Annotated in this window: 22 protein-coding genes; 19 read left to right on the top strand and 3 right to left on the bottom strand. The window is 66.8% G+C overall.

Annotated elements, in window-relative coordinates:
• From JHC57_RS13030 to JHC57_RS13010, 5 genes are all read left to right on the top strand, one after another.
• A partial coding sequence (locus JHC57_RS13030; protein WP_294030484.1) for a phytoene desaturase occupies positions 1–1,335 on the top strand: 1,335 nt, incomplete at its 5' end.
• Entirely contained in the window at positions 1,335–1,916 is a 582-nt protein-coding gene (locus JHC57_RS13025) for a TIGR00730 family Rossman fold protein (RefSeq protein WP_294030483.1), read from the top strand. The genes JHC57_RS13030 and JHC57_RS13025, both read left to right, overlap by 1 nt.
• Complete coding sequence (locus JHC57_RS13020) at positions 1,916–2,875, top strand: phytoene/squalene synthase family protein (protein WP_294030482.1); 960 nt, start codon at positions 1,916–1,918, stop codon at positions 2,873–2,875. Before JHC57_RS13025 ends, JHC57_RS13020 begins: the two co-directional genes overlap by 1 nt.
• Positions 2,872–3,441: a nicotinamide riboside transporter PnuC gene (pnuC, locus tag JHC57_RS13015; protein WP_294030481.1), complete on the top strand. Its 570-nt coding sequence runs from the start codon at positions 2,872–2,874 to the stop codon at positions 3,439–3,441. The genes JHC57_RS13020 and pnuC overlap by 4 nt, the downstream gene beginning before the upstream one ends.
• On the top strand, positions 3,438–3,953 hold the full coding sequence (locus JHC57_RS13010) for an AAA family ATPase (RefSeq protein ID WP_294030480.1): 516 nt from the start codon (positions 3,438–3,440) through the stop codon (positions 3,951–3,953). The genes pnuC and JHC57_RS13010 overlap by 4 nt, the downstream gene beginning before the upstream one ends.
• A gap of 408 nt (positions 3,954–4,361) precedes the next feature.
• On the opposite strand, the gene JHC57_RS13005 is transcribed toward JHC57_RS13010, so the two are convergent.
• Positions 4,362–5,060 (bottom strand): hypothetical protein, encoded by a 699-nt coding sequence (locus JHC57_RS13005; RefSeq protein ID WP_294030479.1) that lies wholly within the window; start codon positions 5,058–5,060, stop codon positions 4,362–4,364.
• Between the two features lie 286 nt (positions 5,061–5,346).
• Between JHC57_RS13005 and JHC57_RS13000 the strand changes: the two genes are divergently transcribed.
• The gene (locus JHC57_RS13000; RefSeq protein WP_294030478.1) at positions 5,347–5,979 is read left to right on the top strand and encodes a hypothetical protein; all 633 of its coding nucleotides are present in this window, start codon (positions 5,347–5,349) and stop codon (positions 5,977–5,979) included.
• A 69-nt stretch (positions 5,980–6,048) separates the two neighbouring features.
• Here the strand turns inward: JHC57_RS13000 and JHC57_RS12995 are convergent, their stop codons facing one another.
• Positions 6,049–6,699, bottom strand: coding sequence for a glutathione S-transferase family protein (locus JHC57_RS12995; RefSeq protein WP_294030477.1), 651 nt, complete (start codon positions 6,697–6,699; stop codon positions 6,049–6,051).
• Positions 6,700–6,832: 133 nt separating this feature from the next.
• Between JHC57_RS12995 and JHC57_RS12990 the strand changes: the two genes are divergently transcribed.
• The 10 genes from JHC57_RS12990 (at position 6,833) to JHC57_RS12945 (ending at position 19,114) form a co-directional block, all read left to right on the top strand.
• Positions 6,833–7,309, top strand: coding sequence for a PilZ domain-containing protein (locus JHC57_RS12990; protein ID WP_294030476.1), 477 nt, complete (start codon positions 6,833–6,835; stop codon positions 7,307–7,309).
• Positions 7,310–7,491: 182 nt separating this feature from the next.
• Positions 7,492–9,114: a CHASE domain-containing protein gene (locus JHC57_RS12985; RefSeq protein WP_294030475.1), complete on the top strand. Its 1,623-nt coding sequence runs from the start codon at positions 7,492–7,494 to the stop codon at positions 9,112–9,114.
• On the top strand, positions 9,098–12,802 hold the full coding sequence (locus JHC57_RS12980) for a hydantoinase B/oxoprolinase family protein (protein WP_294030474.1): 3,705 nt from the start codon (positions 9,098–9,100) through the stop codon (positions 12,800–12,802). Before JHC57_RS12985 ends, JHC57_RS12980 begins: the two co-directional genes overlap by 17 nt.
• 244 nt (positions 12,803–13,046) lie before the next feature.
• Entirely contained in the window at positions 13,047–13,730 is a 684-nt protein-coding gene (locus JHC57_RS12975; RefSeq protein WP_294030473.1) for a DUF969 domain-containing protein, read from the top strand.
• The gene (locus JHC57_RS12970) at positions 13,727–14,665 is read left to right on the top strand and encodes a DUF979 domain-containing protein (protein ID WP_294030472.1); all 939 of its coding nucleotides are present in this window, start codon (positions 13,727–13,729) and stop codon (positions 14,663–14,665) included. Before JHC57_RS12975 ends, JHC57_RS12970 begins: the two co-directional genes overlap by 4 nt.
• Positions 14,666–14,815: 150 nt before the next feature.
• Positions 14,816–15,811, top strand: a complete 996-nt coding sequence (locus JHC57_RS12965; protein ID WP_294030471.1) for a DUF2891 domain-containing protein — start codon at positions 14,816–14,818, stop codon at positions 15,809–15,811.
• 51 nt (positions 15,812–15,862) lie between these two features.
• Positions 15,863–16,873 (top strand): LacI family DNA-binding transcriptional regulator, encoded by a 1,011-nt coding sequence (locus JHC57_RS12960; RefSeq protein WP_294030470.1) that lies wholly within the window; start codon positions 15,863–15,865, stop codon positions 16,871–16,873.
• A 102-nt stretch (positions 16,874–16,975) separates the two neighbouring features.
• Entirely contained in the window at positions 16,976–18,169 is a 1,194-nt protein-coding gene (locus tag JHC57_RS12955) for a GGDEF domain-containing protein (RefSeq protein ID WP_294030469.1), read from the top strand.
• Between the two features lie 86 nt (positions 18,170–18,255).
• Positions 18,256–18,741, top strand: a complete 486-nt coding sequence (locus JHC57_RS12950; protein ID WP_294030468.1) for a hypothetical protein — start codon at positions 18,256–18,258, stop codon at positions 18,739–18,741.
• A 181-nt stretch (positions 18,742–18,922) separates the two neighbouring features.
• Entirely contained in the window at positions 18,923–19,114 is a 192-nt protein-coding gene (locus JHC57_RS12945; protein ID WP_294030467.1) for a Flp family type IVb pilin, read from the top strand.
• Between the two features lie 46 nt (positions 19,115–19,160).
• On the opposite strand, the gene JHC57_RS12940 is transcribed toward JHC57_RS12945, so the two are convergent.
• Entirely contained in the window at positions 19,161–19,751 is a 591-nt protein-coding gene (locus tag JHC57_RS12940) for a hypothetical protein (RefSeq protein WP_294030465.1), read from the bottom strand.
• 361 nt (positions 19,752–20,112) lie between these two features.
• On the opposite strand from JHC57_RS12940, the gene dcm reads away from it, so the two are divergent.
• From dcm to JHC57_RS12925, 3 genes are read left to right on the top strand one after another with little or no spacing between them, the layout of a single operon-like run.
• Positions 20,113–21,384 (top strand): DNA (cytosine-5-)-methyltransferase, encoded by a 1,272-nt coding sequence (gene dcm, locus JHC57_RS12935; RefSeq protein WP_294030464.1) that lies wholly within the window; start codon positions 20,113–20,115, stop codon positions 21,382–21,384.
• Positions 21,374–21,844 carry a very short patch repair endonuclease gene (locus JHC57_RS12930; protein ID WP_294030463.1) on the top strand — a complete coding sequence of 157 codons (471 nt, stop codon included), beginning with the start codon at positions 21,374–21,376 and terminating at the stop codon, positions 21,842–21,844. The genes dcm and JHC57_RS12930 overlap by 11 nt, the downstream gene beginning before the upstream one ends.
• A complete protein-coding gene (locus JHC57_RS12925; RefSeq protein ID WP_294030462.1) occupies positions 21,831–23,057 on the top strand; it encodes a type II restriction endonuclease in 1,227 nt (408 codons plus the stop codon). The genes JHC57_RS12930 and JHC57_RS12925 overlap by 14 nt, the downstream gene beginning before the upstream one ends.
• Positions 23,058–23,079 lie beyond the last annotated feature (22 nt).

Here is a 23,079-nt window from a genome sequence, read left to right as displayed (position 1 = left end):
GACGGCTTCACCTTCGACGCCGGACCGACCGTGATCACCGATCCGCCTTGCCTTCAGGAGCTCTGGGCACTGAGCGGGCAGGATATGGCGGCCGACGTCGACCTGATGCCGGTGATGCCCTTTTACCGGCTGAACTGGCCCGACGGCACAAACTTCGATTATTCGAACGACGAGGCCGCACTCCGCGATGAAATCGAAAAGCTCCACCCCGCCGACGCCGACGGCTACGACCGCTTCCTCGAATATTCGCGCGGTGTGTACGAGCAGGGCTATGTGAAGCTCGGCGCGGTCGCCTTCCTCGACTTCGCCGCGATGATCCGCGCCGCCCCCGCGTTGATGAAATATCGGGCGTGGCGCAGCGTCTATGGGGTCGTCGCCTCCCATGTGCAGGACGAACGGCTGCGGCAGGCCCTGTCGTTTCACACCCTGCTTGTCGGCGGCAACCCGATGACGACCAGCGCCATCTATGCGCTCATCCACACGATCGAGAAGGACGGCGGCGTCTGGTTCGCGCGCGGCGGCACCAATGCGCTGGTCGGCGGCATGGCGAGCCTCTTCGAGCGGCTCGGCGGCACGCTCCGCCTCGGCGATCCGGTGACGAAGATCGAAACCGCGGGCGACCGCGCGACCGGCGTCGCCACCGCCAGCGGCTGGCACGGCGAGGCGGACATGGTCGCGACCAACGCCGACCTGATGCACAGCTACCGGGATCTGCTGGATCACGGGCGCGGTGCGAAGGTCGCGGGAAGTCTCGCGCGCAAACGCTGGTCGCCGTCGCTCTTCGTCGTCCATTTCGGCGTCAAGGGCAGCTACCCCGATATCGCGCACCACAGCATCCTCTTCGGTCCCCGTTACAAGGGGCTGCTCGATGACATCTACGGCGGCCGGGTGCCGGGGGATTTCTCGCTCTACCTCCATCATCCGAGCATCACCGATCCCGCGATGGCACCGCGGGGCCACTCGACCTTCTATGCGCTCGCCCCCGTCGCGCATCTCGGCAAGGCGAAAGCCGACTGGGACGGCGACTTCGGCGCGCGCTTCGCCGACGCGATCCTCGAAGAGGTCGAGCGCCGCGTCGCGCCCGGCCTCCGCGACCGGCTCGTCACGCGCTTCCACTACACCCCCGCCGACTTCGGCCGCGACCTCGCGGCGCATCTCGGCAGCGCGTTCAGCCTCGAGCCGCTGCTGCGGCAAAGCGCATATTTCCGGGCCCACAACCGCGACGACGTGATTTCCAACCTTTACTTCGTCGGCGCGGGGACGCATCCGGGCGCGGGAATCCCCGGCGTCGTCGGCAGTGCCAAGGCGACCGCCCAGTTGATGTTGGAAACATGATGAAACGCCTTGCCGTCTATTGCGGGTCCGCGACCCCCGAAGATCCGATCTATATCGAAACCGCCCGCCACGTCGGGCGCACACTCGCGACACGCGGCATCGGCGTCGTCTATGGCGGCGGCCGCCTCGGGCTGATGGGCGCGGTCGCCGACAGCGCGCTCGAAGCCGGCGGCGAAGTCATCGGTATCATCCCCGACGCGCTCGTCGGCGCCGAGGTCGCGCACCGCGGCTGCACCGAGCTTCACGTCGTCTCGGGCATGCACGAGCGCAAGAAGATGTTCACCGACCTCTCCGACGGCTTCCTTACCATCCCCGGCGGCGTCGGCACGATGGACGAGCTGTGGGAAGCGATCAGCTGGGCGCAGCTCGGCTATCATACGAAGCCCGTCGGGCTGCTCAACGCCGCGGGCTTCTACAACGATCTCATCGCCTTCAACCGCCGGATGATCGACGTCGGCTTCATCCGTCCCGCGCATGCCGGGATCATGATCGTCGACGCCGGGCTCGACGAGCTGCTCGAAAAAATGGCGAATTACGAGCCGCACCAGACGATCTTCGCGATGAAGGCCGAAAATCTCTGATGATCGAAGAGGGGGCCTATGACGCACATGCCCTCCACGGTTTCGCGCACGACAGCATCGCGCGCGGATCGAAAAGTTTCGCACTCGCGAGCCAGCTCTTCGACCGCGAAACGCGCGAGCGCGTCTGGCTGCTCTATGCATGGTGCCGCGCCGCCGACGACCTGACCGACGGGCAGGATCATGGCGGCGCGATGAAGCCCGGCCACGATCCCCTCGCCGCGGTCGCCTATATCCGCGCGCAGACCGGCAAGGCCTTCGCCGGCGAGCCCACGGGCGACATGGCGTTCGACGCGCTCGGCTTCCTGCTCACCGGGGTCGCGATCCCGCGCGCGGTGATCGACGACATTGTCGCGGGCTTCGAACTCGACGCAAGGGACTGGCGCCCGCGCAGCGAGCAGGACCTCCTGCGCTATTCCTATCATGTCGCGGGCGCGGTCGGGGTCGCGATGGCGCTCGTCATGGGCATCGACCCCGCCGACGAGACGACGCTCGATCGCGCGTCCGACCTCGGCATCGCTTTCCAGCTCGCCAATATCGCGCGCGACGTCGCCGAGGATGCGGCGGTCGACCGCTGCTACCTGCCCGTCGAATGGCTGGTCGAACTCGACATTCCGCCCGGCCAGCACATGCACCCCGCCTTTCGTTCGCGCCTGTCGGTGATGGCGAAATGGCTCGCCGAAATGGCCGGGGAGTATGAGGCGTCGGGTCGCTGGGGCGCGCGCAAGCTCGGCCCGCGCAGCCGCTGGGCGGTGCTCGCCGCGGCGGGCATCTATGGCGATATCGCGCGCGAGGTGCGCGCGCGCGGCGACCATGCGTGGGATCACCGCGCGTCGAGCTCGCTCCTCGCCAAGCTCGGCTGGGTCGCGCGCGCCGGCTGGTCGGTGATGCGCCGCCCGCCGCAACGGCGGATCAGCCGCGACGGCCTCTGGACGCGTCCCCGCCCCGGGGCCGACGCATGAGCTATCTCGAATGGGCGGCGGCGGCGTTCGTGCTCGTCAACGTCGCGCTCGTCGCGCTGCGCAGCGTGTGGAACTATCCCTTCGCGCTCGTCGCCGTCACGCTTTACGCCTTCGTCTTCTTCGAGGCGAAGCTGTACAGCGACATGCTGCTCCAGGGCTTTTTCTTCGCGCTCAACCTTTATGGCTGGGCGGCGTGGATGCGCGCGCGCGACGACAGCGGCGTGCCGGTGGGCTGGATGACCGACCGGACGCGGCAGGGCTGGGCGCTGGCGACGGTCGCCGCCTGGGCGGGGTGGAGCTTCGCGATGGACCGCCACACCGACGCGATCGCGCCGTGGGTCGACGGCGCGATCGCGATGCTCAGCATCACCGCGCAATGGCTGCTCGCGCGGCGCCGCGTCGAAAGCTGGTTCCTCTGGATCCTCGTCGACCTGATCGCGATCCCGCTCTTCGCCTCGCGCGGGCTCTACGCGACCAGCGCGGTCTATGTCGTGCTGCTCGGCCTCTCGATCGACGGGCTGATCCAGTGGCGCCGCGCCGCCGCGGCCGGCGGGCCCCCGCCATGACGCGGCACATCTGCCTCCACGGTGCCGAAAGCACCGGCAAGTCGACGCTCGCGCCGCGCCTCGCGCTCCAGCTCGGCGGGCTCGTCGTCCCCGAATATGGCCGCACCTATGCCGAGGCGAACGGCACCGACCTCGACGAGGTCGACCTGCTCGCGATCTTCGACGGCCACCGCGCGGCGACGCGCGAGGCGCTCGCGCAGCGTCCCGAATGGCTCGTGTCGGACACCGATCCCCTGATGACGCAGGCGTGGGCGATCATGCTGCTCGGCCGCCGCCTGCCCGAAATCGACCTTTGGGACGAGGTCGCCGACCTCTATCTCGTCCCCGCGATGGACCTGCCCTGGCAGGAGGACGGCACGCGCCTCTTCGGCAGCGAACTCGCGCGCGCGCAATTCATGGAGGTCGCGATCGGCGAACTCGAACGCCGCCGCCTCGCATGGGCGTGGGTCACGGGCGAAGGCGACACGCGGCTGCAGAATGCGATGGCGGCGATCGCGGCCGAACTCGGATAGGCCCGCAAACGACGCGGGCACGGCTCAAGCGGCGAGCGGGCGCCCAGCGACGCCGGTGGGACGGCAGGATTCCGGCGGGTTTCGATCCTCGCGTCCGGATCGGCAGCGAAGACGGAAACGGGTGGGGCGCGGACGTTCTTTCACCCCTGTTCGTCATCCCGGACTTGATCCGGGATCCACCGCAGCGCTGAATTCATGGACCCCGGATCAAGTCCGGGGTGACGAGGGTAAAGGTGACGACAGGACGCAGAGAGTTTTACGCCTATTCCCTGTGTGCTCTGCGTCCTCTGCGCGAATCTTATGACGGGCCGACGGCAACACCGGTCGTTTCCAGTCGTGCGGTCAAGATTGGCACGGACCGGCCAAATGGGGGTAGTTGGCGGACGGCCGAAAACGATTGAAACGCAGTCAGTATCGTTCCTCGAAAGTCCAGCCCGGGAGATTTAGTGCGAAATCGCCGAAATCGCGGACGGGGCCTTCTTGAGGTGACCAGCGATTGACAAAATGGTAGCCGTTGCGATCGACGCCCTCCACGATCCATCGGCTGCCGTCAAGCCCGCCATCGCAATCGGTAGCTCGCTGTTCGAGGACGTTTGTCGTGGACAAAATGGCGTCGAGTTTTGCAATTTCTGTAGTCGAAAGCGCGCGCGTCAATTTCCGCTCGACGATCCCGGGCTCATAACCGCCTTCGCCGGACAACTGCTTGGCAACCAATTGAGCCTCTCGTCCGGACCGCTCTATTCGAACGATCACCGGATGATGAAAAGTCGGCAGCCAAGTAAAACGCAGCGTTGACTTTCCCGCTGGCGCGGGAACACTGGATTGCTCATAGAGTGAGGGCTCATCAGCCGCGTCCCAATGACGGGGATACCAGTCGTTTTCGACTTCATTGATCGTGGCGAAGCACTCGGGATACCCTTTGAAATTGCAGACCTGTGCCGGTTTTCCGAAAGAGTCCGGAAAATAGCTCTTTCCTGCCTTGGAAGGGGCGATCGCTATCTCATCGCCGGGCAGCACAGCGCAGCGGCGATCAATTGATGGGGTAGCGCTATTTTCGGAACCGCAGCCTGTCAGCACAAATGCCAAGATGATGGAAGCCGCCCTCATGCTTCAGCATTATACACTGACATCCTCATTCGTCTAATATGAGGGGGGAGAGAGAGAAACGTCCGCAACCGGTCGTAACCTGCCTTCCGAACAAGGCCACAACGACTCAGGAACCGCAGAAGAAATGGCATTGATTCCCTGCGCTCTTCGCGCCTCCGCGCGAACATATGATCGCTTGCGAAAGACTGACGGCCGGCTTCGCATCGCCAACTCGCGTGGCATTTCGAATATTTCTTAACCCTCGCAGCCTATTTCCTTCGCAGCGATTCGAAACGGGGGGCGGGTTATGAGAAGTTGGGAAGCGATCTGCGGCGCGATGGCGCTGCTGGCGGCCGGGAGCGCGCACGCTCAGACGGCCTATCCCGGACCTGCCGCCGGCGATCCGCCTTTCGTGGCGCCGAAGCGCTATTATCTTCCCATGGGGACGCCGCTGAAGCTGCAAACGACGGCGCCGCTTTCCACGAAAGACAGCAAGCCCGGCGACCGCGTGCGCCTCGCCGTGGTCGAAGACGTGAGTTTTCGCGGCACGGTCGTGGTTCCGGTCGGCACCCCGGTTATCGGAGAGGTATCGCGGGCGCAGCGGAACGGCCATGTGGGCAGGAAGGGTAAGCTCGAAGTCCGTCTGATCAGCATCGAAATGCCCGACGGCCCCGTGCGGCTGAGCGGCAACGTCTATGACGAAGGCAAAAGCCAGACCGCCCTGTCGGTCGGGACGATGCTCCTTGTTTCGGCGCTCGGAGGATTTCTGATCCACGGCACCAGCGCGAGCATTCCGGCGCAGACACCCGTGACGGCCTATATCGCGGAGCCGCTGCGTTTCGCCTGGCGTCCCGAAAAGCAGGCGCTGATGGCCCTGTTGCCGCGCCCCGAGGCAAGCGCCCCGGGCCAGAATATCGCGGCTTCGGAATCGCTGGATTGATCGATCCGCCGGTGACCGTCGACCCTTTCGGCATCATCGCATCATAGCCGCAATCGGGTGCAGGCGGCCCTACGCCGCCAGCACCCGCGCCATCAGCCGCTCCTCCTTGGCGATCCACGTCGCCATGCTCGGCCGCGACAATATCGCCTCGCTCCACGCCGCGATCTTCGGATGGACCGCCGGGTCGATGTTCGCACCGCAATGGCGGAAGTTCATCAGCGGCGACGCGACCGCGAGGTCGGCGAGCGTCAGCCGGTCGCCGACGAGGAAGCCCGACGCCGGGATCGCGCTTTCCAGATAGGCGAGCAGCTTCGGCAATTCCTCGCCCTCGGCCTGCGCCGCCGCCGCCAGATCGCCCTCGCGCCCCAGGAATTTCGGCGCGACGATACGGTTGAAGAACATCTTGCCGCTGCACGCCGCGAACACCGTGTCGCCGAACTCCTCCCACCAGATCACGCGCCCGCGTTCCCGCGGGTCGGCGGGAATCAGCGCGGGTTCGGGGTGCTTCGCCTCGACATACTGGATGATCGCGCTCGAATCGGCGAGCAGGAAGCCGTCGTCGTCCATCGCGGGCATTTTGCCGAGCGGCGACGCGGCGCGAAAGCCGGGGTCGGGGTCGCCGATCCCGACGCCCTTCAGCTCGAATTCGATCCCCTTCTCGCCCAGATAGCCCAGCAATTTGCGCACGAAGGGCGACACCACCGACCCGTAAATGATCATCGCATTTCTCCCGTTCTGTCCGGCGCATCATAGGCGAAGGGTTTTCGTCTGCAACCTGCCCGGCGATATCCGGCGCCCATCTTTCGGTGCGCGCGCTAACCTTCTTTTAACCAGCCGGTCACATGACCGGACCATGGCCATTTCCGGATATTTCCTGCCCGCGGCGCCCGGTGCCGACCGGCGTTTCGACGCGCGCCGGAAACTCAGCCTGCTGGCCCGCGGGCTCCAGCACGACGGGTCGGGAATCGATGTCCAGATCCACAATATCTCGGGGACCGGCCTGCTGCTCGAAAGCGACGTCGAACTCGCGGCGGGCGACCGGATCGACATCGAGCTTCCGCACGCCGGCGACATCACGGCGGTCGTCATCTGGGCGAGCGGACGGCTGTTCGGCTGCCGCTTCGAAGGCCCGGTATCGCCCGCGACGCTGAGCGCCGTCGAACTCAAGAGCGCCGTCGACCCGGTGCCCGACTTCGACGAGGGTCAGGCCGAACCGGTGACCGGGGACGTCCCCCAAAGGGTGCTGGAGGTGATCGAGCGCAGCCGCGAGCAAATCGCCGAGGCGGCCGGGGTCGGTGCCGGCCGGGTCCGCATCTTCATCGAATATTAGCGCGGCGAAGGGCGCCGCGCCCTCATCCTATAACCTGTGTGATAACCGGCGGATATTTGCGCGCGACCGGCCCGCCGTCGCGACCGGAACGGCATGAAATTGACTTGCTATCGGCCCTTTCGCATGAAACATCGGTGACGGAGGGGGGCGCTGCTGCGGCAGCCATCAGGCAGGATATCGACATGCGCCCTTCCACATGGGCAGATCGGCTGTTGGCGCTGCTGGTCCGGTTCGTCGGGCTGGTCATCCTGCTGGCGACCATCGTCGCCGCCGGTGCCAGCTTTCTCTACAATCAGGCCGAAGAAGCCGATCAGGCCGAGCGCGTCGCGGCGCAGTTCAACCTGCGGCTGCGCGACCATGTCGCCATCCTCGAAGGGGTGCGCGCGCTCTATCAGTCCGACGACGCCGCGAGCGGCCCGGGCATCCGCGCCTATCTCGCCGCGCTCCAGCCGCAGGTCCAGTCGCCGGGCATGGAGGGGATCGGCATCGCCGCCGCGATGCGCGCGGGCGAACCCGCGGGCATCGAGGCGCGGCTCAGGGAAAATTACGCCGAGGATATCGGGGTCTGGCCCGCCACCGCCCAGCCGGTCGGCTTTCCGGTCGTACTCGTCGAACCCTATACGCCGCGTCGCCACGTCGCCCTCGGTTTCGACATGTACAGCGAGCCGGTGCGGCGCGCGGCGATGCGCCGCGCCTGGCAGACCGGCCGCCCCGCCGCCAGCGGCATCGTCCATCTCGCACAGGAACGCGCGGCAAAGGTCAAGCAGCCGGGCTTCCTCATCTACCTCCCCGTCTATGCGAAGGGGGCGGAAGGCCGCATCGCCAGCGGCACGATCGCGACCGCGCCCGGCATGCGGCCGGTCGAGGCCTTCATCTACGCGCCCTTTCGCGTCAACGACATGATGAAGGCGGTGCTGGGATCGCAGCTCGACACGATCGATGGCCTCGAAATCCGCGCCGGCGCCGGCCCCTCGGCGCCCGTCGTCTTCCGCCAGGGCAAGATGGGCTGGGACGCGCAGGAACAGCGGCTGCGCATCGCCGACCGCCAGTGGACGATGCGCATTTCCTACGGCCGCCTGCTCGAACGGCTCGGCCGCCCGCTCGGCATCTTCCTCTTCGGCCTCGCGCTCGCGATCCTCGCGACGCAGCTCCACCGCGTCCAGCAGCGCCGCGTCGGCGCCGCGCAGGCGCTCGCCGACCAGCAGGCGCGCCACGCCGCCGACCGCGAGCTGATGATCGGCGAGATGGCGCACCGCATGAAGAACGCCTTCGCCCGCATCGGCGCGCTCGCGCGCATCACCTTGCGCGAATCCGCCAGCCTCGAAGAGTTCGAGGTGCGGTTCGACGGCCGCATGCGCGCGCTCTCCGATGCGAAGCATATGCTCGTCACCGCCGCCGTCGACAGCGTCGAACTCGGCCGTATCGTTCGCCGCGAGCTCGAACTCGCCGGCGCCTCGGCCGGGCAGCTTGCGGGCGTGGCCGGTCCCGAAGTGCGCCTCGGCGACGAGGGCGCGCAGGCGATCTCGCTCGCGGTCCACGAATTCGTCACCAACAGCATCAAATATGGCGCGCTCGCGGGCAAGGGCCGCCTTGCGGTCGGCTGGCACCGCGACGGCGGCGACATCGCGCTCGAATGGACCGAAAGCGGGCTCGACGAAACCCCGCATATCGAAAGCGAAAGCTTCGGCACGCGGTTCATCCGCACATTGATCGAACGCCAGCTCAAGGGCAGCTGGCAGCGCACCGCGGTTGACAAGAGTCTCGTCATCGTCATTCGCTGGCCGGACGATGACACGACCGACTGACGAACGCTGGCACATCTGGATCGACCGCGGCGGCACCTTCACCGACGTCGTCGCGCGCAGCCCGGGCGGCGCGGTCGTCACCACCAAATATCTCAGCGAAGACCCCGCGCGCCCCGGCGACGCCGCGGTCAATGCGATCCGCGATCTCACCGGCGCGGGCCGCGGCGCCCTGCCCCCGCTCGCGATCCGCATGGGCTCGACCGTCGCGACCAACGCGCTCCTCGAACGCAAGGGCGAGGCGACCCTGCTCGCGATCACGCGGGGCTTCGGCGACGCGCTGACGATCGGCTATCAGGACCGCCCCGACCTCTTCGCGAGGCGGCTCGATCGCATCCCGCCGCCGCATGCCGCCGTCGCCGAAATCGTCGAGCGAGTCGGTGCCGACGGCGCCATCCTGACCCCCCTCGACGAGGCGGCGGCCCGCGCATCGCTGCAAACCGCGCGCGACAACGGCCTCACGAGCATCGCGATCGTCCTGATGCACGGCTACCGCTACCCCGCGCACGAAGCGCGCCTCGCCGCCATCGCGCGCGAGGCCGGCTTCACGCAGATTTCGACCAGCCACGACGTCAGCGCGCTCATCAAGCTCGTCGGCCGCGGCGACACGACGCTCGCCGACGCCTATCTCTCGCCGGTCCTGCGCCACTATGTCGACCAGTTCGTCGCCCAGCTCGGCGCCGGATCGGAGGGGGGCATCAACCCGCAGTTCATGAAAAGCTCGGGCGGCCTCGCCTCCGCCGGCGCCTTCCACGGCCGCGATGCGATCCTCTCGGGCCCCGCGGGCGGCATCGTCGGCATGGTCGGCAGCGCCGCGCCCTTGGGCAAGACCCGCCTCATCGGCTTCGACATGGGCGGCACCTCGACCGACGTCAGCCATTATGCCGGCCGCCTCGAGCGCGATAACGAAACCGTCGTCGCGGGCACGCGCATCCGCGCGCCGATGCTGCGCATCCACACCGTTGCCGCCGGGGGAGGCTCGATCTGCCGCTGGGACGGCGCGCGCCTCACCGTCGGCCCCGAAAGCGCCGGCGCCAACCCGGGCCCCGCCGCCTACGGCCGCGGCGGGCCGCTGACGGTCACCGACTGCAACGTCCTCCTCGGCAAGATCCAGCCCGGTCATTTCCCGAAACTCTTCGGCCCGAACGGCGACCAGCCGCTCGACCGCGATGTGGTCGTGCGGAAATTCGCCGCGATGGCGGCCGAAGTCGGGACCATCACGCCCGAAGCGCTCGCCGAGGGGCTGCTCGCGATCGCGGTCCAGCAGATGGCGAACGCGATCAAGCGCATCACCATCGCGCGCGGTCACGACCTGACGCAGGGCTACAGCCTGGTGGGGTTTGGCGGCGCCGCGGGCCAGCATGTCTGCCTCGTCGCCGACGCGCTCGGGATCGACGAAATCCTGCTCCATCCGCTCGCGGGCGTACTCTCGGCCTATGGCATGGGTCTCGCGAGACCTTCGGCGATCCGCGAGCGCACGCTCGCGCTCAGGCTCGACGCGGACTGCGCCGCACCTCTCGCCGCCGCCGAAGCCGACCTCGCCGAACAGGCCCGCGCCGAGCTCGCCGAGGGCGCCGAAACCACGCGCGAAACCCTGCTCTTCGTCCGCCTCGCCGACAGCGACAATGCGATCGAACTGCCGCTCGCACCGCCGCAAGAAGTCGCGCGAGCCTTCGCGGCCGCCTTCCGTCAGCGTTTCGGCTATGCCCCGCACGCCAACCTCGTCGTCGACCGCATCCGCGTCGAACTGACCGAGACGGGCGACGCCCCCGCCAGCCTGCCCCCTCCCGCACCGACCGCCGAAGCCGAGCCCGAAACCGTGACCGCTTGGCTCGCGGGCGCCCCCTGCGCAGTCCCGCTCCACCAGCGCAACGCCCTCGCCCCCGGCCGGATAATCGCCGGCCCCGCGATTATCATCGACGCGCTCGCGACGACGGTGATCGAGCCCGGCTGGACGGCGACGGTCGAGCGGGAGGGGACGTTGCGGCTCCAAAAAAGCCCCTCCCCTTCAGGGGAGGGGTTGGAGTGGGGGCCATCGGCCTTGCGCAAGACCGATGGCCCCCACCGGCTGCGACTAGGGCCGGCTTCGCCGGACCAAGTCTCGCTGCCTTCCCCTGAAGGGGAGGGCGTTAACGTGACACCCGACCCCATCCGCCTCGAAATCTTCAACAGCCTGTTCATGGCGATCGCCGAGGAAATGGGCGGCGCGCTCCAGCACAGCGCCTCGTCGATCAACATCCGCGAGCGGCTCGATTTCTCCTGCGCGCTTTTCGACGGCGCGGGCAACCTCGTCGCCAACGCCCCGCACATGCCCGTCCATCTCGGCTCGATGGGCGAAAGCGTCCGCACGATCCTCCGCCAGCGCACCCGCGACGGCCGCGGCATCAAACGCGGCGACGCCTACGCGCTCAACGCCCCCTATGACGGCGGCACCCACCTTCCCGACATCACCGTCATCATGCCCGTCTTCGTGGACGACGGGCCCCCCGGCTTCTTCGTCGCCGCGCGCGGCCACCATGCCGACCTCGGCGGCATCGCGCCCGGCTCGATGCCCCCCGACAGCCGCAGCATCGCCGAGGAGGGCATTCTCTTCGACAATGTGCTGATCGTCGACGACGGCCACTTTCGCGACGCCGAAATCCACGCTCACCTCACGGGCGGCGACTGGCCCGCGCGCAACCCCGCGCTCAACATCGCCGACCTCAAGGCGCAGGTCGCCGCCTGCCAGCGCGGCGCCAGCGCGCTCGCCGACCTCAGCGCCGCGCACGGCGCCGCCACCGTTGCCGCCTATATGGCGCATGGTCAGCGGCAGGCCGAAGCCGCGGTGCGCCAGCTCATCGCCCGCCTCGACGACGGCCGGTTCCGCTACGCGATGGACAATGGCGCCGAGGTCGCGGTTGCGGTGCAGGTCGACCGCGAAGCGCGCCACGTCACCATCGACTTCACCGGCTCGTCGCCGACGCTCCCCGACAATTTCAACGCGCCGATGCCCGTCGTCCGCGCCGCCGTGCTTTACGTCCTGCGCACGATGCTCGATGATCCGATCCCGATGAACGAGGGCTGCCTCGCCCCGGTAACGCTGATCGTCCCCGAAGATTCGATGCTCAGCCCGCGCTGGCCCGCCGCGGTGGTCGCGGGCAATGTCGAGACGAGCCAGGTCATCACCGACGCGCTGTTCATCGCCTTCGGCGCGATGGCCGGCGCGCAGGGGACGATGAACAATTTCACCTTCGGCAACGACGCGCACCAATATTATGAAACGATCGCCGGCGGCTCGGGCGCCGGGCCGGGCTTCGACGGCACCAGCGTGATCCAGACGCACATGACCAACAGCCGCATGACCGACCCCGAGGTGATGGAGACGCGTTTCCCCGTCATCGTCGAGCAATTTTCGATCCGCAAGGGCTCGGGCGGCGCGGGCCGATGGCGCGGCGGCGACGGCGCCACCCGCCGCATCCGCTTCCGCGAGCCGATGACCGCGAACATCCTCGCCAATCGCCGCAAGATCGCTCCTGCGGGCCTCGCGGGCGGCGCCGACGCCGCTCCCGGCCGCAACTGGGTCGAGCGCGCCGACGGTCGGGTCGAGATGCTGGCGGCAACGGGCGGCGCGGATCTGGCGGCAGGCGACGCCTTCGTGATCGAAACGCCCGGCGGCGGCGGCTATGGAAAAGCGGGGAGCGAGCGCGAATGAAAACGGTTCACGCGGAAACGCGGAGGCGCGGAGAATTGGGTTCGCGCGGAGACGCGAAGAGCGCAGAGAGAAAAACGGGCGGCGAAGCCGCCGATGGAAAATGGATGGAGCGCCAGCCTTTCGACAAGGAGCCGACATCTCTGCGTCTCTGCGCGAACCGTCTTTCTTCTTTTCTCTCCCTTATCCCCGCCTCCGCGTCTCCGCATGAACCTGTTCGGCCTTTGACGATGCCGGCGCGCACCTGATGCTCGTCCTGATCGGCATCCTCATCATCATCGCGGGCTTCCTGCTCCGCTTCAATCCCTTGCTCGTGATCATGGCCTCGGCGCTCGCGACCGGGCTCGCTGCCGGGCTCGATATCGCCGCGATCGTCGCCGCCTTCGGCAAGGCTTTCAACGACACGCGCTATGTTTCGATCGTCTGGATCGTCCTTCCCGTGATCGGGCTGCTCGAAGCCTATGGCCTGCAACAGCATGCGCGCAGCCTGATCGGCCGGATGAAGGGTGCGACGCTCGGCCGCCTGCTCACCTCCTACCTCCTGCTGCGTCAGGCGATGGCGGCGGTCGGCCTCACCTCGGTCGCCGGGCACCCCCAGACCGTCCGCCCGCTCGTCGCGCCGATGGCCGAAGCCGCCGCCGAGGCGAAAAACGACGCGCTCACCGGCGACCAGCGCGAGGAGGTCAAGGCCTTCGCCGCCGCCACCGACAATATCGGCCTCTTCTTCGGCGAGGATATCTTCCTCGCGATCGGTTCGATCCTCCTCATGAAAGGCGTTCTCGAAGGCTATGGCTATGTCATCGAGCCGCTGCACTTCTCGCTCTGGGCGATCCCGACCGCGATCGCCGCCTTCCTGATCCACGGCCTGCGCCTCCGCCGCCTCGAAAAGCGGATGGCGCAAAAACGGATCGGGCGGGAGACGGGCGCATGATCACGCTCGGCTTCGTCTATGTTCTTGCGGGGCTGACCTTCGCACTATTTGCAATCCTCGGGCTTCAGGACCGAGGCAATCCCAAGCGCTTCGGCAACGCCGCCTTCTGGGGCCTGCTTGCACTGTCGATGCTCGCGGGCGACTATCTCGGCGATTTCGGCAACGGCCTGCTCGTCCTCGCGCTCGTCGCGATCGCGGGCACCGGCCAGATCGGCCGCGCGCCCGGCGGCGAGGTCGCGCCCGAGGTGCAGGCCGAACGTGCCGCGAAGCATGGCCCCTTCCTCCTCCTCGTCGCGCTGATCATTCCAGCGGTCGCGCTCGCGGGCACCTTTCTCTTCAAATGGGTTCCGGGCCTCGCCGACCCCAAACAGGCGACGCTGATCTCGCTCGCGCTCGGCGTGCTGATCGCACTCGCCGTCGGCATGGCGCGTCTCAAACCGCCGGCGCTGCTCCCGCTGCAACAGGGTCGCCGCCTGCTCGACGCGGTCGGCTGGGCGGCGATCCTGCCGCAAATGCTCGCCAGCCTCGGCGCGGTGTTCGCGCTCGCCGGGGTCGGCGAGGTCGTCGGCGACCTCATCGGCACCGCGATTCCCGAGGGCAGCCTGTTCGGCGCGACGCTCGCCTTCGGGCTCGGCATGGCGCTCTTCACCATGGTGATGGGCAACGCCTTCGCCGCCTTCCCGGTAATGCTCGCCGCTGTCGGTATGCCATTGCTCATCAAGCAATATGGCGGCGACCCCGCGGTGGTCGCGGCGATCGGCATGCTCGCGGGCTTTTGCGGCACGCTGATGACCCCGATGGCGGCGAACTTCAATCTCGTCCCCGCCGCGCTGCTCGAACTCAAAAACCCCTATGGCGTGATCAGGGCACAGGTCGGCACCGCGCTGCCCCTGCTCGCCGCGAACATCCTCTTCATCTGGCTCTTCGCTTTCTGAAGATCCTCCCTGTGGCGAAGCCATGGGGAGGGGGACCGCCCGCGTAGCGGGTGGTGGAGGGGCCGCGTTACTGCCCCTCCGTCAGCGCTTCGCGCTGCCACCTCCCCATCGCTGCGCGACAGGGAGGATCATCTCGACTAGGACGACGGAATGCACCTCACCCCCGACCACGCCACGCGCTTTGCGACCGCCACCCTGTTGCACCTCGGCCGCGAATATCCCTACAAGATGGACCTCGTGCTGAACGGCCCCGAGGATGCGAAGCCGCCGCGCGAGCATCACCCGATCTTCCACGGCAGCTTCGACTGGCATAGCTGCGTCCACGGCTGGTGGCAGGTGCTGCGCCTCGCACGCCGCTTCCCCGACCTGTCCGTCGTCCCCGACATCCGCGCCCGCGCCGACGACATGCTCGTACCGGAGAAGGTCGCGGGCGAACTCGCCTTCCTCTCGCGCCCCTACTCCGCTGGCTTCGAGCGCCCCTATGGCTGGGCGTGGCTCCTCGCGCTCCACGCCGAGGCGACAAGCCACGACGCCCCCTGGGCGGCCGCACTCGAACCGCTGGCGCTCGCCTTCGCCGCGCGCTTCCACGCCTTCCTGCCCAGGCTCACCTACCCCTTGCGCGTCGGCACGCATTTCAACATCGCCTTCGCGCTGCTCCTCGCGCGCCATTGGGCAAAGGCTCACGATCCGGCGCTCGTGACATTGATCGATGCCGCCGCGAAGGCGTGGTTTGCCGACGACCGCGACTGTCAGGCTTGGGAGCCCGGCGGCGACGAATTCCTCTCCTCCGCGCTCACCGAGGCGCATCTGATGGCCGTCGTCCTCGGCGACGACTTCGCCGGCTGGTTCGACGCCTTTCTCCCGCGCGCCGCCAGCGGGCAACCCGCCACGCTCTTCACCCCCGCGACCGTCTCCGACCGCAGCGACGGCAAGATCGCGCATCTCGACGGGCTCAATCTCAGCCGCGCGTGGAACTGGCGCGCCATCGCATCGGCGCTCGGGCCCGCGCATCGGGTCAGCCCGGTTGCCGAAGCCGCGGCGCAGCGCCACCTCGCCGCCGCCCTCCCCCACGTCACCGGCGACTATATGGGCGAGCACTGGCTCGCGAGCTTCGCGCTCCTTGCATTGGACGGGCTCGCCGATTGACAAGCCCCGCGCACCCGGCAACAGACGGCGCAAAGGGATGAAGGACTGCCAATGAAGACGCTGCGCCCGACCTCGTTCGACGTCGCCGAACGCGCCGGGGTCTCGCAATCGACCGTGTCGCGCGCGCTCCGCAATTCGCCGGGCGTCAACGCCGAGACGCGCGCGCGCGTTTCGGCCGCCGCACGCGAGCTCGGCTATGTCGTCGACCGCCACGCCTCGTCGCTGCGGCTCAAGAGCAGCGAGACGATCGCGCTCGTCACCATCTGCCGCCCCGGCGAGGACCGCAGCGCGATCAACCCCTTCTATTTCGCGCTATTGGGCAGCATCGCCGCCGCGACCTCGGCGCGCGGGTTCAACCTCCTCGTCTCGTTTCAGGAGAACGCCGACAATTTCCGCGCCGATTTCGTCGCCTCGGGGCTCGCCGACGCGATGATCGTCATCGGCACGACCAGCAACCGCCCGGCGTGGAAATATTTCGCCGAGGCGCAGGCGTCGGGCCTCGACTTCGTCTGCTGGGGCAGTCCGGGCAGCCCTTTCCACTGGATGCGCAGCGAGAACGACATCGGCGGCCAGCTCGCCGCCGAGCATTTCATCCGCACCGGCCGCCGCCACATCGCCTTCATCGGACCGCAGCAGTCGCCGCAGCGTCAGTTCGACGAGCGCCGCGACGGCTTCACCGCCGCGCTCGGCCTCCACGGCATCGCCCCCGTCGTCGCCGAGCCGCCCGCCGCCGCCGACCGCCACGCGCAGGGCGTCGCCGCGGTCCATGCGCTGCTCGAAGCGCATCCCGAAACCGATGCGATCTTCGCCGCCTCCGACATGCTCGCGCTCGGTGTGCTGCAGGGGCTCAAGGACGCCGGCCGCCGCGTGCCCGACGACGTCGCGCTGATCGGCTTCGACGGCATCCGCGCCGGCACCCTCGCCGACCCCGCGCTCACCACGCTCGAGCCCGACCTCGACGCCGCGGGCGAGGCGCTCGTCGCGATGGCGCTCGAGGATGACGAGCATACGCGCAGCGGCACGCGCATTCCCGTCCACCTCGTCGTGCGCGGCACCGCCTGAACGCCTCGCCCCGCCGCCTTACCGCGACTTAACTCCCCGAAAAGTAACGCTTCGTTATCCACACGCCTGCTACCCGGGGTGCGGGAGGCAGAAAGCGGTAGTGTGAACGGTCAATTTTTCATCTCGCTGCTCAACCCGGGCATCGGCTTCCTGTTCGCCATCGCCTTCTTCCTGCTGTGGCTCAATCGCCGCGAGCGCTATGTCGCCTACGCCGCCGCCGCCTATACCGCCTCCGCCCTCGCCTTCCTGATCCAGGATGTCGGCCCGGTGCTGCCGATGGAGCTGCAGCGCCTGCCCGCCAACATCGGCTTCCTCGCGACCGGCATGCTCTTCGCCGCCGCGATCATCAAACGCTACGACCTCCCCGTCCCCTGGCGCGCGATGAGCGTCACCGCCGCCGTCTCGACCGCGGCCTTCGTCTGGTTCCTCCTCGGTCACCCGAGCATCGCCGCGCGCATCCTGACGATCAGCATCGGCGCGGGCATCATCGCGATCATGGTCGTCGTCGCGCTCTGGCCGGTCGAAAAGCGCCACCTGATCGACCGCGTGCTGTTCTGGGTCGCCGCCTTCTCGGCGCTCAACCTCATCGTCCGCCCGGTGGTGCTGCTCTCGCTCCGCGGCGGCTTCGACAATTATGTCGGCTTCCAGCAGTCGATCTACTGGACAACCGTCCAGTTCAGCCAGGCGATGGTGTCGATCGTCGCCGCGATCAGCCTGATGGTCGCGGTCGCGATCGACCAGATCGCCGAGCTCCGCCGCGAGGCCGACGCCGACAATCTCTCGGGCCTGCTCAACCGCCGCGGGTTCGAGGCGCAGGCGAACGCCGTGCTCCGCCGCTGCCTCCTCGACCGGCGCCCCGTCGCGCTGCTCATCGCCGACCTCGACCATTTCAAGCGCATCAACGACAGCCACGGCCACGCGGTCGGCGACGCGATCATCGCCGCCTTCGGCGCGCACGTCCGCCGCATCGGCCCCGCCGGCATGGTCGCCGGCCGCATCGGCGGCGAGGAGTTCGCGCTGCTCGTCCCCGGCGCGGGGATCGAGAGCGCGCGCCAGCTCGCCGAGGCCGTCCGTTCCGGGCTGCAGGCCGCATGCACCGACCGCATCCCCGCCAGCCTCTGCCCCACCGCCAGCCTCGGCATCGCGGTCGGCGACCCCGGCGGCGTCCCCGCCGCCACGCTCTCCGCGCTGATGCAGGAGGCCGATCAGGCGCTCTACGAAGCCAAGCGCACCGGCCGCAACCGCGTCCGCACCTTCACCCCCAACCCGGTGCGCCTCGCCGCGAACGGCGGCTGACCGCGCGGCTGTGATCGCCCGCACTGCAACCAAAGCGCGGGTCTGCTGTTTTGATCGTGATTTCAGGCACAAGCGAAAGGAAACACATGGTGCGGACGGCGATACTGGCTTGCGCGGCGATCATCGGATGCGGCGCCCCCGCCGCGGCAAAGGCGCCCGCGCCCGATCTCGACGCCTATGTCGGCAAATATCCGTTCGACGTCGTGAACGGCCACCGCTTCCTCGATCATCCGGCGGTCAGGGCCGCGATCGCCGCCGCGGTCCCCGACGCGAAAAAGCGCGCGGGCGTCGCCTTCGCCGACGACGGCCTCGGCCTGCCCATCGTCAGGGTCGCGGGCGGCCGCATCCTCGTCTGGGGCGGCGAACGCCGCGCCGAGGATCGCTACAACTGGTCGGTCGTCATCGCCCCCGACGGGTCGAAGCCCGAGGTCTGCATCCATGACGGCGTCGGTTACGGCGGGGATTTCCAGGCGTCCGAATGGTTCGAGCCGGGCGGGAAGAGCATCATGAAGCAGGGCACCTGCCCCTCCGCCGCCGAGGATTATCCCGCCGCGGCCATCGCCGCCGGTTAGGCGGCAGCGAGCGGGCGCCGCCGGTTAGGCGGCAACGAATAGGCGCCGCCGGTCAGGCGGCAACGAACGGGCGCCCGCCCCGCCTTGCGGGCGCGTTAAGCCTCTTCCTCAACCCGCGCGGAACCCGCGCCGCGTTACCGCGGGGCCGGGACCATGGCGTGCGAAGAAGGGAACGCGGACCATGCACGGAACGATCGCGCGGGGACTGACCACCGCACGGAAAACGGCGCTGCTTCGGGACCGGAGGGGAGCGGCCGCGATAGAATATGGGCTGATCGCCGCGCTGATCGCGGTCGCGAGCATCATCGCCTTCCGGATGCTCGGGCTCGATCTCGCGAATATCTTCAACACGATCAACGACGCGCTGAACTGAATCGGGCGCGGGCGCGCGGCGGGCGGTCGCGCCGCGCGCCTTCCCGCTAATCGGCCTCCTCGCCGCACTTGCTGCAAAGCGGGGTGTTCCACCCGCGCTGTTTGCGCAGGATGGCGAGCCGCGCGATGATCGCTTCGTTGGTCTCTTCGGAGGTCGGCCCCTGCACCTTGCCCGTGCCCGGCCATTTGTCGAAGGTGATGCCTTTGAAATATTCCTCGCGCGACAGGAAACGGTGCCGCACCGCCTCGGGCAGTTCATAGGCCTCGGCCTCCTCCGGCGTCAGTTGCACGTCGCGCCCGTTTTTGAGGTCGCCGCGCTTCAGCAGCAGCCCCAGCAGCCCGTCCGACGGCACGATCCGCCGCTCGACCTCCTTGCCGCCCCGCAATATCACCATCTCGCGCCCCTCGACCGCGCGCTCGTAAGCGACCGCCTCCAGCCCGCGCAGCGCCCGCGCGATCGCCTCGCCGCACGCCTTGTCGAACGGCGCGAACAGCGCGCGCGAGCGATTGACCGAGGTCGTGCTGACCCCCGCGATCCGCGCCGCATCGGTCACGCACCCCGTGCGCCCCAGCGTGGCCAGAAACACCCGCGTCCGCGCCGCCGTCCACCCGTCCGAGCGCACGCGCAGCCCGGGCATGAAGGGATTCTCCTTCCGGCCCTCCCGCTCCCTTCTGCTCGCCTCCCGCTTGCGCGCGGGGGTGGCCGGAGACCCGCGGCCCCGCCCACGGGACTTGCCCGCCCGCTGGCCGGTCGCAGCGGGGCGGGCGCCATCGCCCACGCCGCCGTTCTCACCAGTTTTCCTCTGCGAACCTCGCGTCACTTTCCGCCCCATAGCCCCATCTCCCGAATCACTTGGAATGAATCGGAACAGGTTTGAACCTATTTGGATATTGTAGGAAAGGGGCCTCAGCCCCTGCTTGGAAAAATATTCACGTTATGTTCTTGTCAACCGGGAAGAAGCACGCCACAGTGGCAAAAATCGACCCAGGGAGCCCTGAATGCAAAACAATGCCGACACCGAGTTTTCCTTGCTGCGCCAACGCGCCGGCATGTCGATCGACCAGGTGGCAGATGTTTCGGGATTTTCCAGACGGACCGTCTATCGATGGGAAAATGGCGAAGCCGAACCGAGGAAGGCCGCAGTTCAACTCCTGCATGATCGTTCGGAAACCTTCCGCCATGCTCCTGCCGAAGAACCCGCTTTCCGTTTCATAGATTTGTTCGCGGGGATCGGAGGGCTTCGACGTGGCTTTGAACCCTTGGGCGGGAAATGTGTATTCACGAGCGAATGGGACAAGCATTCGCAACGGACATATCTGGCCAATTACGACTGCGACCATGACGTAAGGGGGGATATCACCCAGGTACCGCTCGACGAGATTCCGGAGCACGACCTGCTCTTGGCGGGGTTTCCATGCCAGCCGTTTTCCATCGCCGGCGTTTCGAAGAAGAATGCCCTGAACCGGCCTCACGGCTTTCTCGATCAGACGCAGGGCACCTTGTTCTTCAATGTAGCGAAGATTCTCGAACACCGCCGCCCCAAAGCGTTCCTGCTGGAAAACGTCAAGAATCTGGTGAATCACGACAAGGGGCGCACTTTTGAGCTTATATACAAAACGCTGACTGAAGAACTCGGATATGATGTCCATTGGAAAGTCATCAATTCGAAGTCGTTTGTTCCCCAGCAAAGGGAGAGGATTTTCATCGTCGGATTTCGCGAGAAAACCGATTTTTCGTTCGATGATCTGGAACTGCCCGACGCCCTTGCCGGACCGAAGCTCGGAAGCATCCTTCATCCGGAAGACGGCAACGAGGCTCCCGAAGCGCCGTACACGAGAGGAAACATCGGCTCTGTTTCGGAGAAATACACGCTGACCGATCATCTTTGGGGCTATTTGCAGGGTTATGCTGCAAAGCATAAGGCGGCAGGGAATGGCTTCGGTTTCGGCCTGGTGGGAGTTGACGACATCGCCCGGACGCTTTCTGCCCGCTACCATAAAGACGGGTCGGAAATTCTTGTAAAACAGGACGGCCGAAACCCGCGCCGATTGACTCCCCGTGAATGTTCGAGGCTGATGGGCTTTGACAAGCCGGACGGTCAGGACTTCATCATTCCCGTTTCGGATACCCAGGCCTATCGACAGTTTGGAAACGCGGTCGTCGTTCCCGTCGTTGAGGCGGTGGCAGCGCACATGAAGCCTTGGCTTGTCGTATCGGATGATGAAGCCGAAGCCCATCCGGACCGGAAAGAGATGGCGCTTGCCGGGTGACATAGTTGATCCCGCGACCCGAAGCCGGATGATGGCTGGAATAAAGGCGGGAAACACCGGACCGGAACTTGCCGTTCGTCGGGCCCTTCATGCCCACGGCTTTCGTTTCCGGCTTCACGCCCGCAGTCTCCCGGGAAAGCCCGATATTGTTCTGCCAAGATGGAAGGCCGTGATTTTCGTGCACGGTTGCTTCTGGCACGGACACGATTGCCCGCTATTCAAACTGCCTTCCACCAGACGCGACTTCTGGAAAGCGAAGCTCGAACGAAATAGGGAACGCGACAGGGAAGTGACCGCCATACTGGAATCGACCGGATGGCGCATCCTCAATGTCTGGGAGTGCGCACTCAAGGGTAAAGAGAAGCTGGGAATCAGGATGGTCGCCGATCTTGTCGATCAGTGGCTGAGGGAAGGGGAAGGCAACATGGATGTCCGGGGAGCCGCGAGTGCCGATCGGTGACATCGTCGAATGGCTGGATGAGCATAGCGGCGCCGATTTCACCTGGCATATCAAGCGCCTTTCAGGAAACGACACTCTGGCCAACGGAAGCCATCAGGCGGGCCCCTATTTCCCCCGTGAGGTTCTTTTCGGTCTTTTCCCGTCTCTTGCGCGCCAGGAAATAAAGAATCCGGATGTCCATTTCGATTTGTATCTGGACTCTCATGCGGATCACCGGCGCGTTCGGGCGATCTGGTACAACAACAAGTTTCACGGAAATGCCAAGGGGGGCCGAAACGAAACCAGATTGACCGGTTTTGGCGGCGGCGCCTCGGCGCTGCTGGATCCCGAAAGCACAGGCGCGCTGACCATATTCGCATTCAGGGCGCCCTCCTCGTCCGGGCAGGCCGTTTGCCATGCCTGGGTGTGCCGGCACGAAACCGAGGAAGAAATAGTCGAGGATCGTGTAGGTCCTGTGGAACCCGGAAGATGGATGACATGGCCGCCCCCGCAAGGGCATCTGTTCAATCAGACTCCGGTTCGGGCCAGTTGCTGGCTCCAAAGCCACGAGATTCCGACGCCATGGCTGACCAGGTTTCCAGGCAGCCGCGAGATCATCCGTAAGGCTGTCGAACTCCGTTCAGATAGCACTCTCGATCCGGATCGCAGGCTGCTTCGTCGCCGGGAGTGTGAGTATGAAATCTTCCTGAGCGTCGAAGAAGCGATCGAGCTTCCGCTCATCATGGCCGGCTTCCGGAATGTCGACAGTTTTGTGTCCCGAGCGCAGACCATCCTGCAACGCCGCAAGGCAAGATCGGGACGTTCCCTTGAACTGCACGCGCGCGAGATTTTCATCGAAGAACGGCTGATCGAAGGAACCGACTTCGCCCATCAACCCGAGTCGGAACCGGGGAAGCGCCCCGACTTTCTGTTTCCTTCAGCCGAGGCCTATCGTGACCCGGCCTTTCCAGGCGAACGGTTGAGGATGCTCGCAGTCAAAACGACCTGCCGCGATCGGTGGCGACAGATACTCAACGAAGCAGACAGGATTCCGGCAAAACACCTCCTCACCTTGCAAGAGGGCGTGTCGGAAAGCCAGTTTCGGGAAATGACAGGCGCCGGGGTGCAACTCGTTGTGCCCGCCGGCTTGACGGACAAATTTCCCAAATCGGTGCAACCGCATCTCCAGACGCTCGAAAGCTTTATCGGCGATGTGCGATTGCTGAAGAAGTGATCCGGGACGCAAGCTCCCACCC

Origin of the sequence: Sphingopyxis sp., from assembly GCF_016463645.1 — a bacterium.
Taxonomy (GTDB): domain Bacteria; phylum Pseudomonadota; class Alphaproteobacteria; order Sphingomonadales; family Sphingomonadaceae; genus Sphingopyxis.
Note: the sequence above shows the minus strand (reverse complement) of the source record. Positions and strands in the feature narration are given on the sequence as shown.

Excerpts from the sequence above, each read along its gene's own strand:
- dcm (WP_294030464.1), top strand. The coding sequence starts at position 20,113 with ATGCAAAACAATGCCGACACCGAGTTTTCCTTGCTGCGCCAACGCGCC.
- JHC57_RS12940 (WP_294030465.1), bottom strand. The coding sequence starts at position 19,751 with ATGCCCGGGCTGCGCGTGCGCTCGGACGGGTGGACGGCGGCGCGGACG.
- JHC57_RS12990 (WP_294030476.1), top strand. The coding sequence starts at position 6,833 with ATGGCCATTTCCGGATATTTCCTGCCCGCGGCGCCCGGTGCCGACCGG.
- JHC57_RS13025 (WP_294030483.1), top strand. The coding sequence starts at position 1,335 with ATGAAACGCCTTGCCGTCTATTGCGGGTCCGCGACCCCCGAAGATCCG.
- JHC57_RS12985 (WP_294030475.1), top strand. The coding sequence starts at position 7,492 with ATGCGCCCTTCCACATGGGCAGATCGGCTGTTGGCGCTGCTGGTCCGG.
- JHC57_RS13020 (WP_294030482.1), top strand. The coding sequence starts at position 1,916 with ATGATCGAAGAGGGGGCCTATGACGCACATGCCCTCCACGGTTTCGCG.
- JHC57_RS12995 (WP_294030477.1), bottom strand. The coding sequence starts at position 6,699 with ATGATCATTTACGGGTCGGTGGTGTCGCCCTTCGTGCGCAAATTGCTG.
- JHC57_RS12980 (WP_294030474.1), top strand. The coding sequence starts at position 9,098 with ATGACACGACCGACTGACGAACGCTGGCACATCTGGATCGACCGCGGC.
- JHC57_RS12965 (WP_294030471.1), top strand. The coding sequence starts at position 14,816 with ATGCACCTCACCCCCGACCACGCCACGCGCTTTGCGACCGCCACCCTG.
- JHC57_RS13010 (WP_294030480.1), top strand. The coding sequence starts at position 3,438 with ATGACGCGGCACATCTGCCTCCACGGTGCCGAAAGCACCGGCAAGTCG.
- JHC57_RS12975 (WP_294030473.1), top strand. The coding sequence starts at position 13,047 with ATGCTCGTCCTGATCGGCATCCTCATCATCATCGCGGGCTTCCTGCTC.
- JHC57_RS12945 (WP_294030467.1), top strand. The coding sequence starts at position 18,923 with ATGCACGGAACGATCGCGCGGGGACTGACCACCGCACGGAAAACGGCG.
- JHC57_RS12950 (WP_294030468.1), top strand. The coding sequence starts at position 18,256 with ATGGTGCGGACGGCGATACTGGCTTGCGCGGCGATCATCGGATGCGGC.
- JHC57_RS12960 (WP_294030470.1), top strand. The coding sequence starts at position 15,863 with ATGAAGACGCTGCGCCCGACCTCGTTCGACGTCGCCGAACGCGCCGGG.
- JHC57_RS12970 (WP_294030472.1), top strand. The coding sequence starts at position 13,727 with ATGATCACGCTCGGCTTCGTCTATGTTCTTGCGGGGCTGACCTTCGCA.
- JHC57_RS13000 (WP_294030478.1), top strand. The coding sequence starts at position 5,347 with ATGAGAAGTTGGGAAGCGATCTGCGGCGCGATGGCGCTGCTGGCGGCC.
- pnuC (WP_294030481.1), top strand. The coding sequence starts at position 2,872 with ATGAGCTATCTCGAATGGGCGGCGGCGGCGTTCGTGCTCGTCAACGTC.
- JHC57_RS13005 (WP_294030479.1), bottom strand. The coding sequence starts at position 5,060 with ATGAGGGCGGCTTCCATCATCTTGGCATTTGTGCTGACAGGCTGCGGT.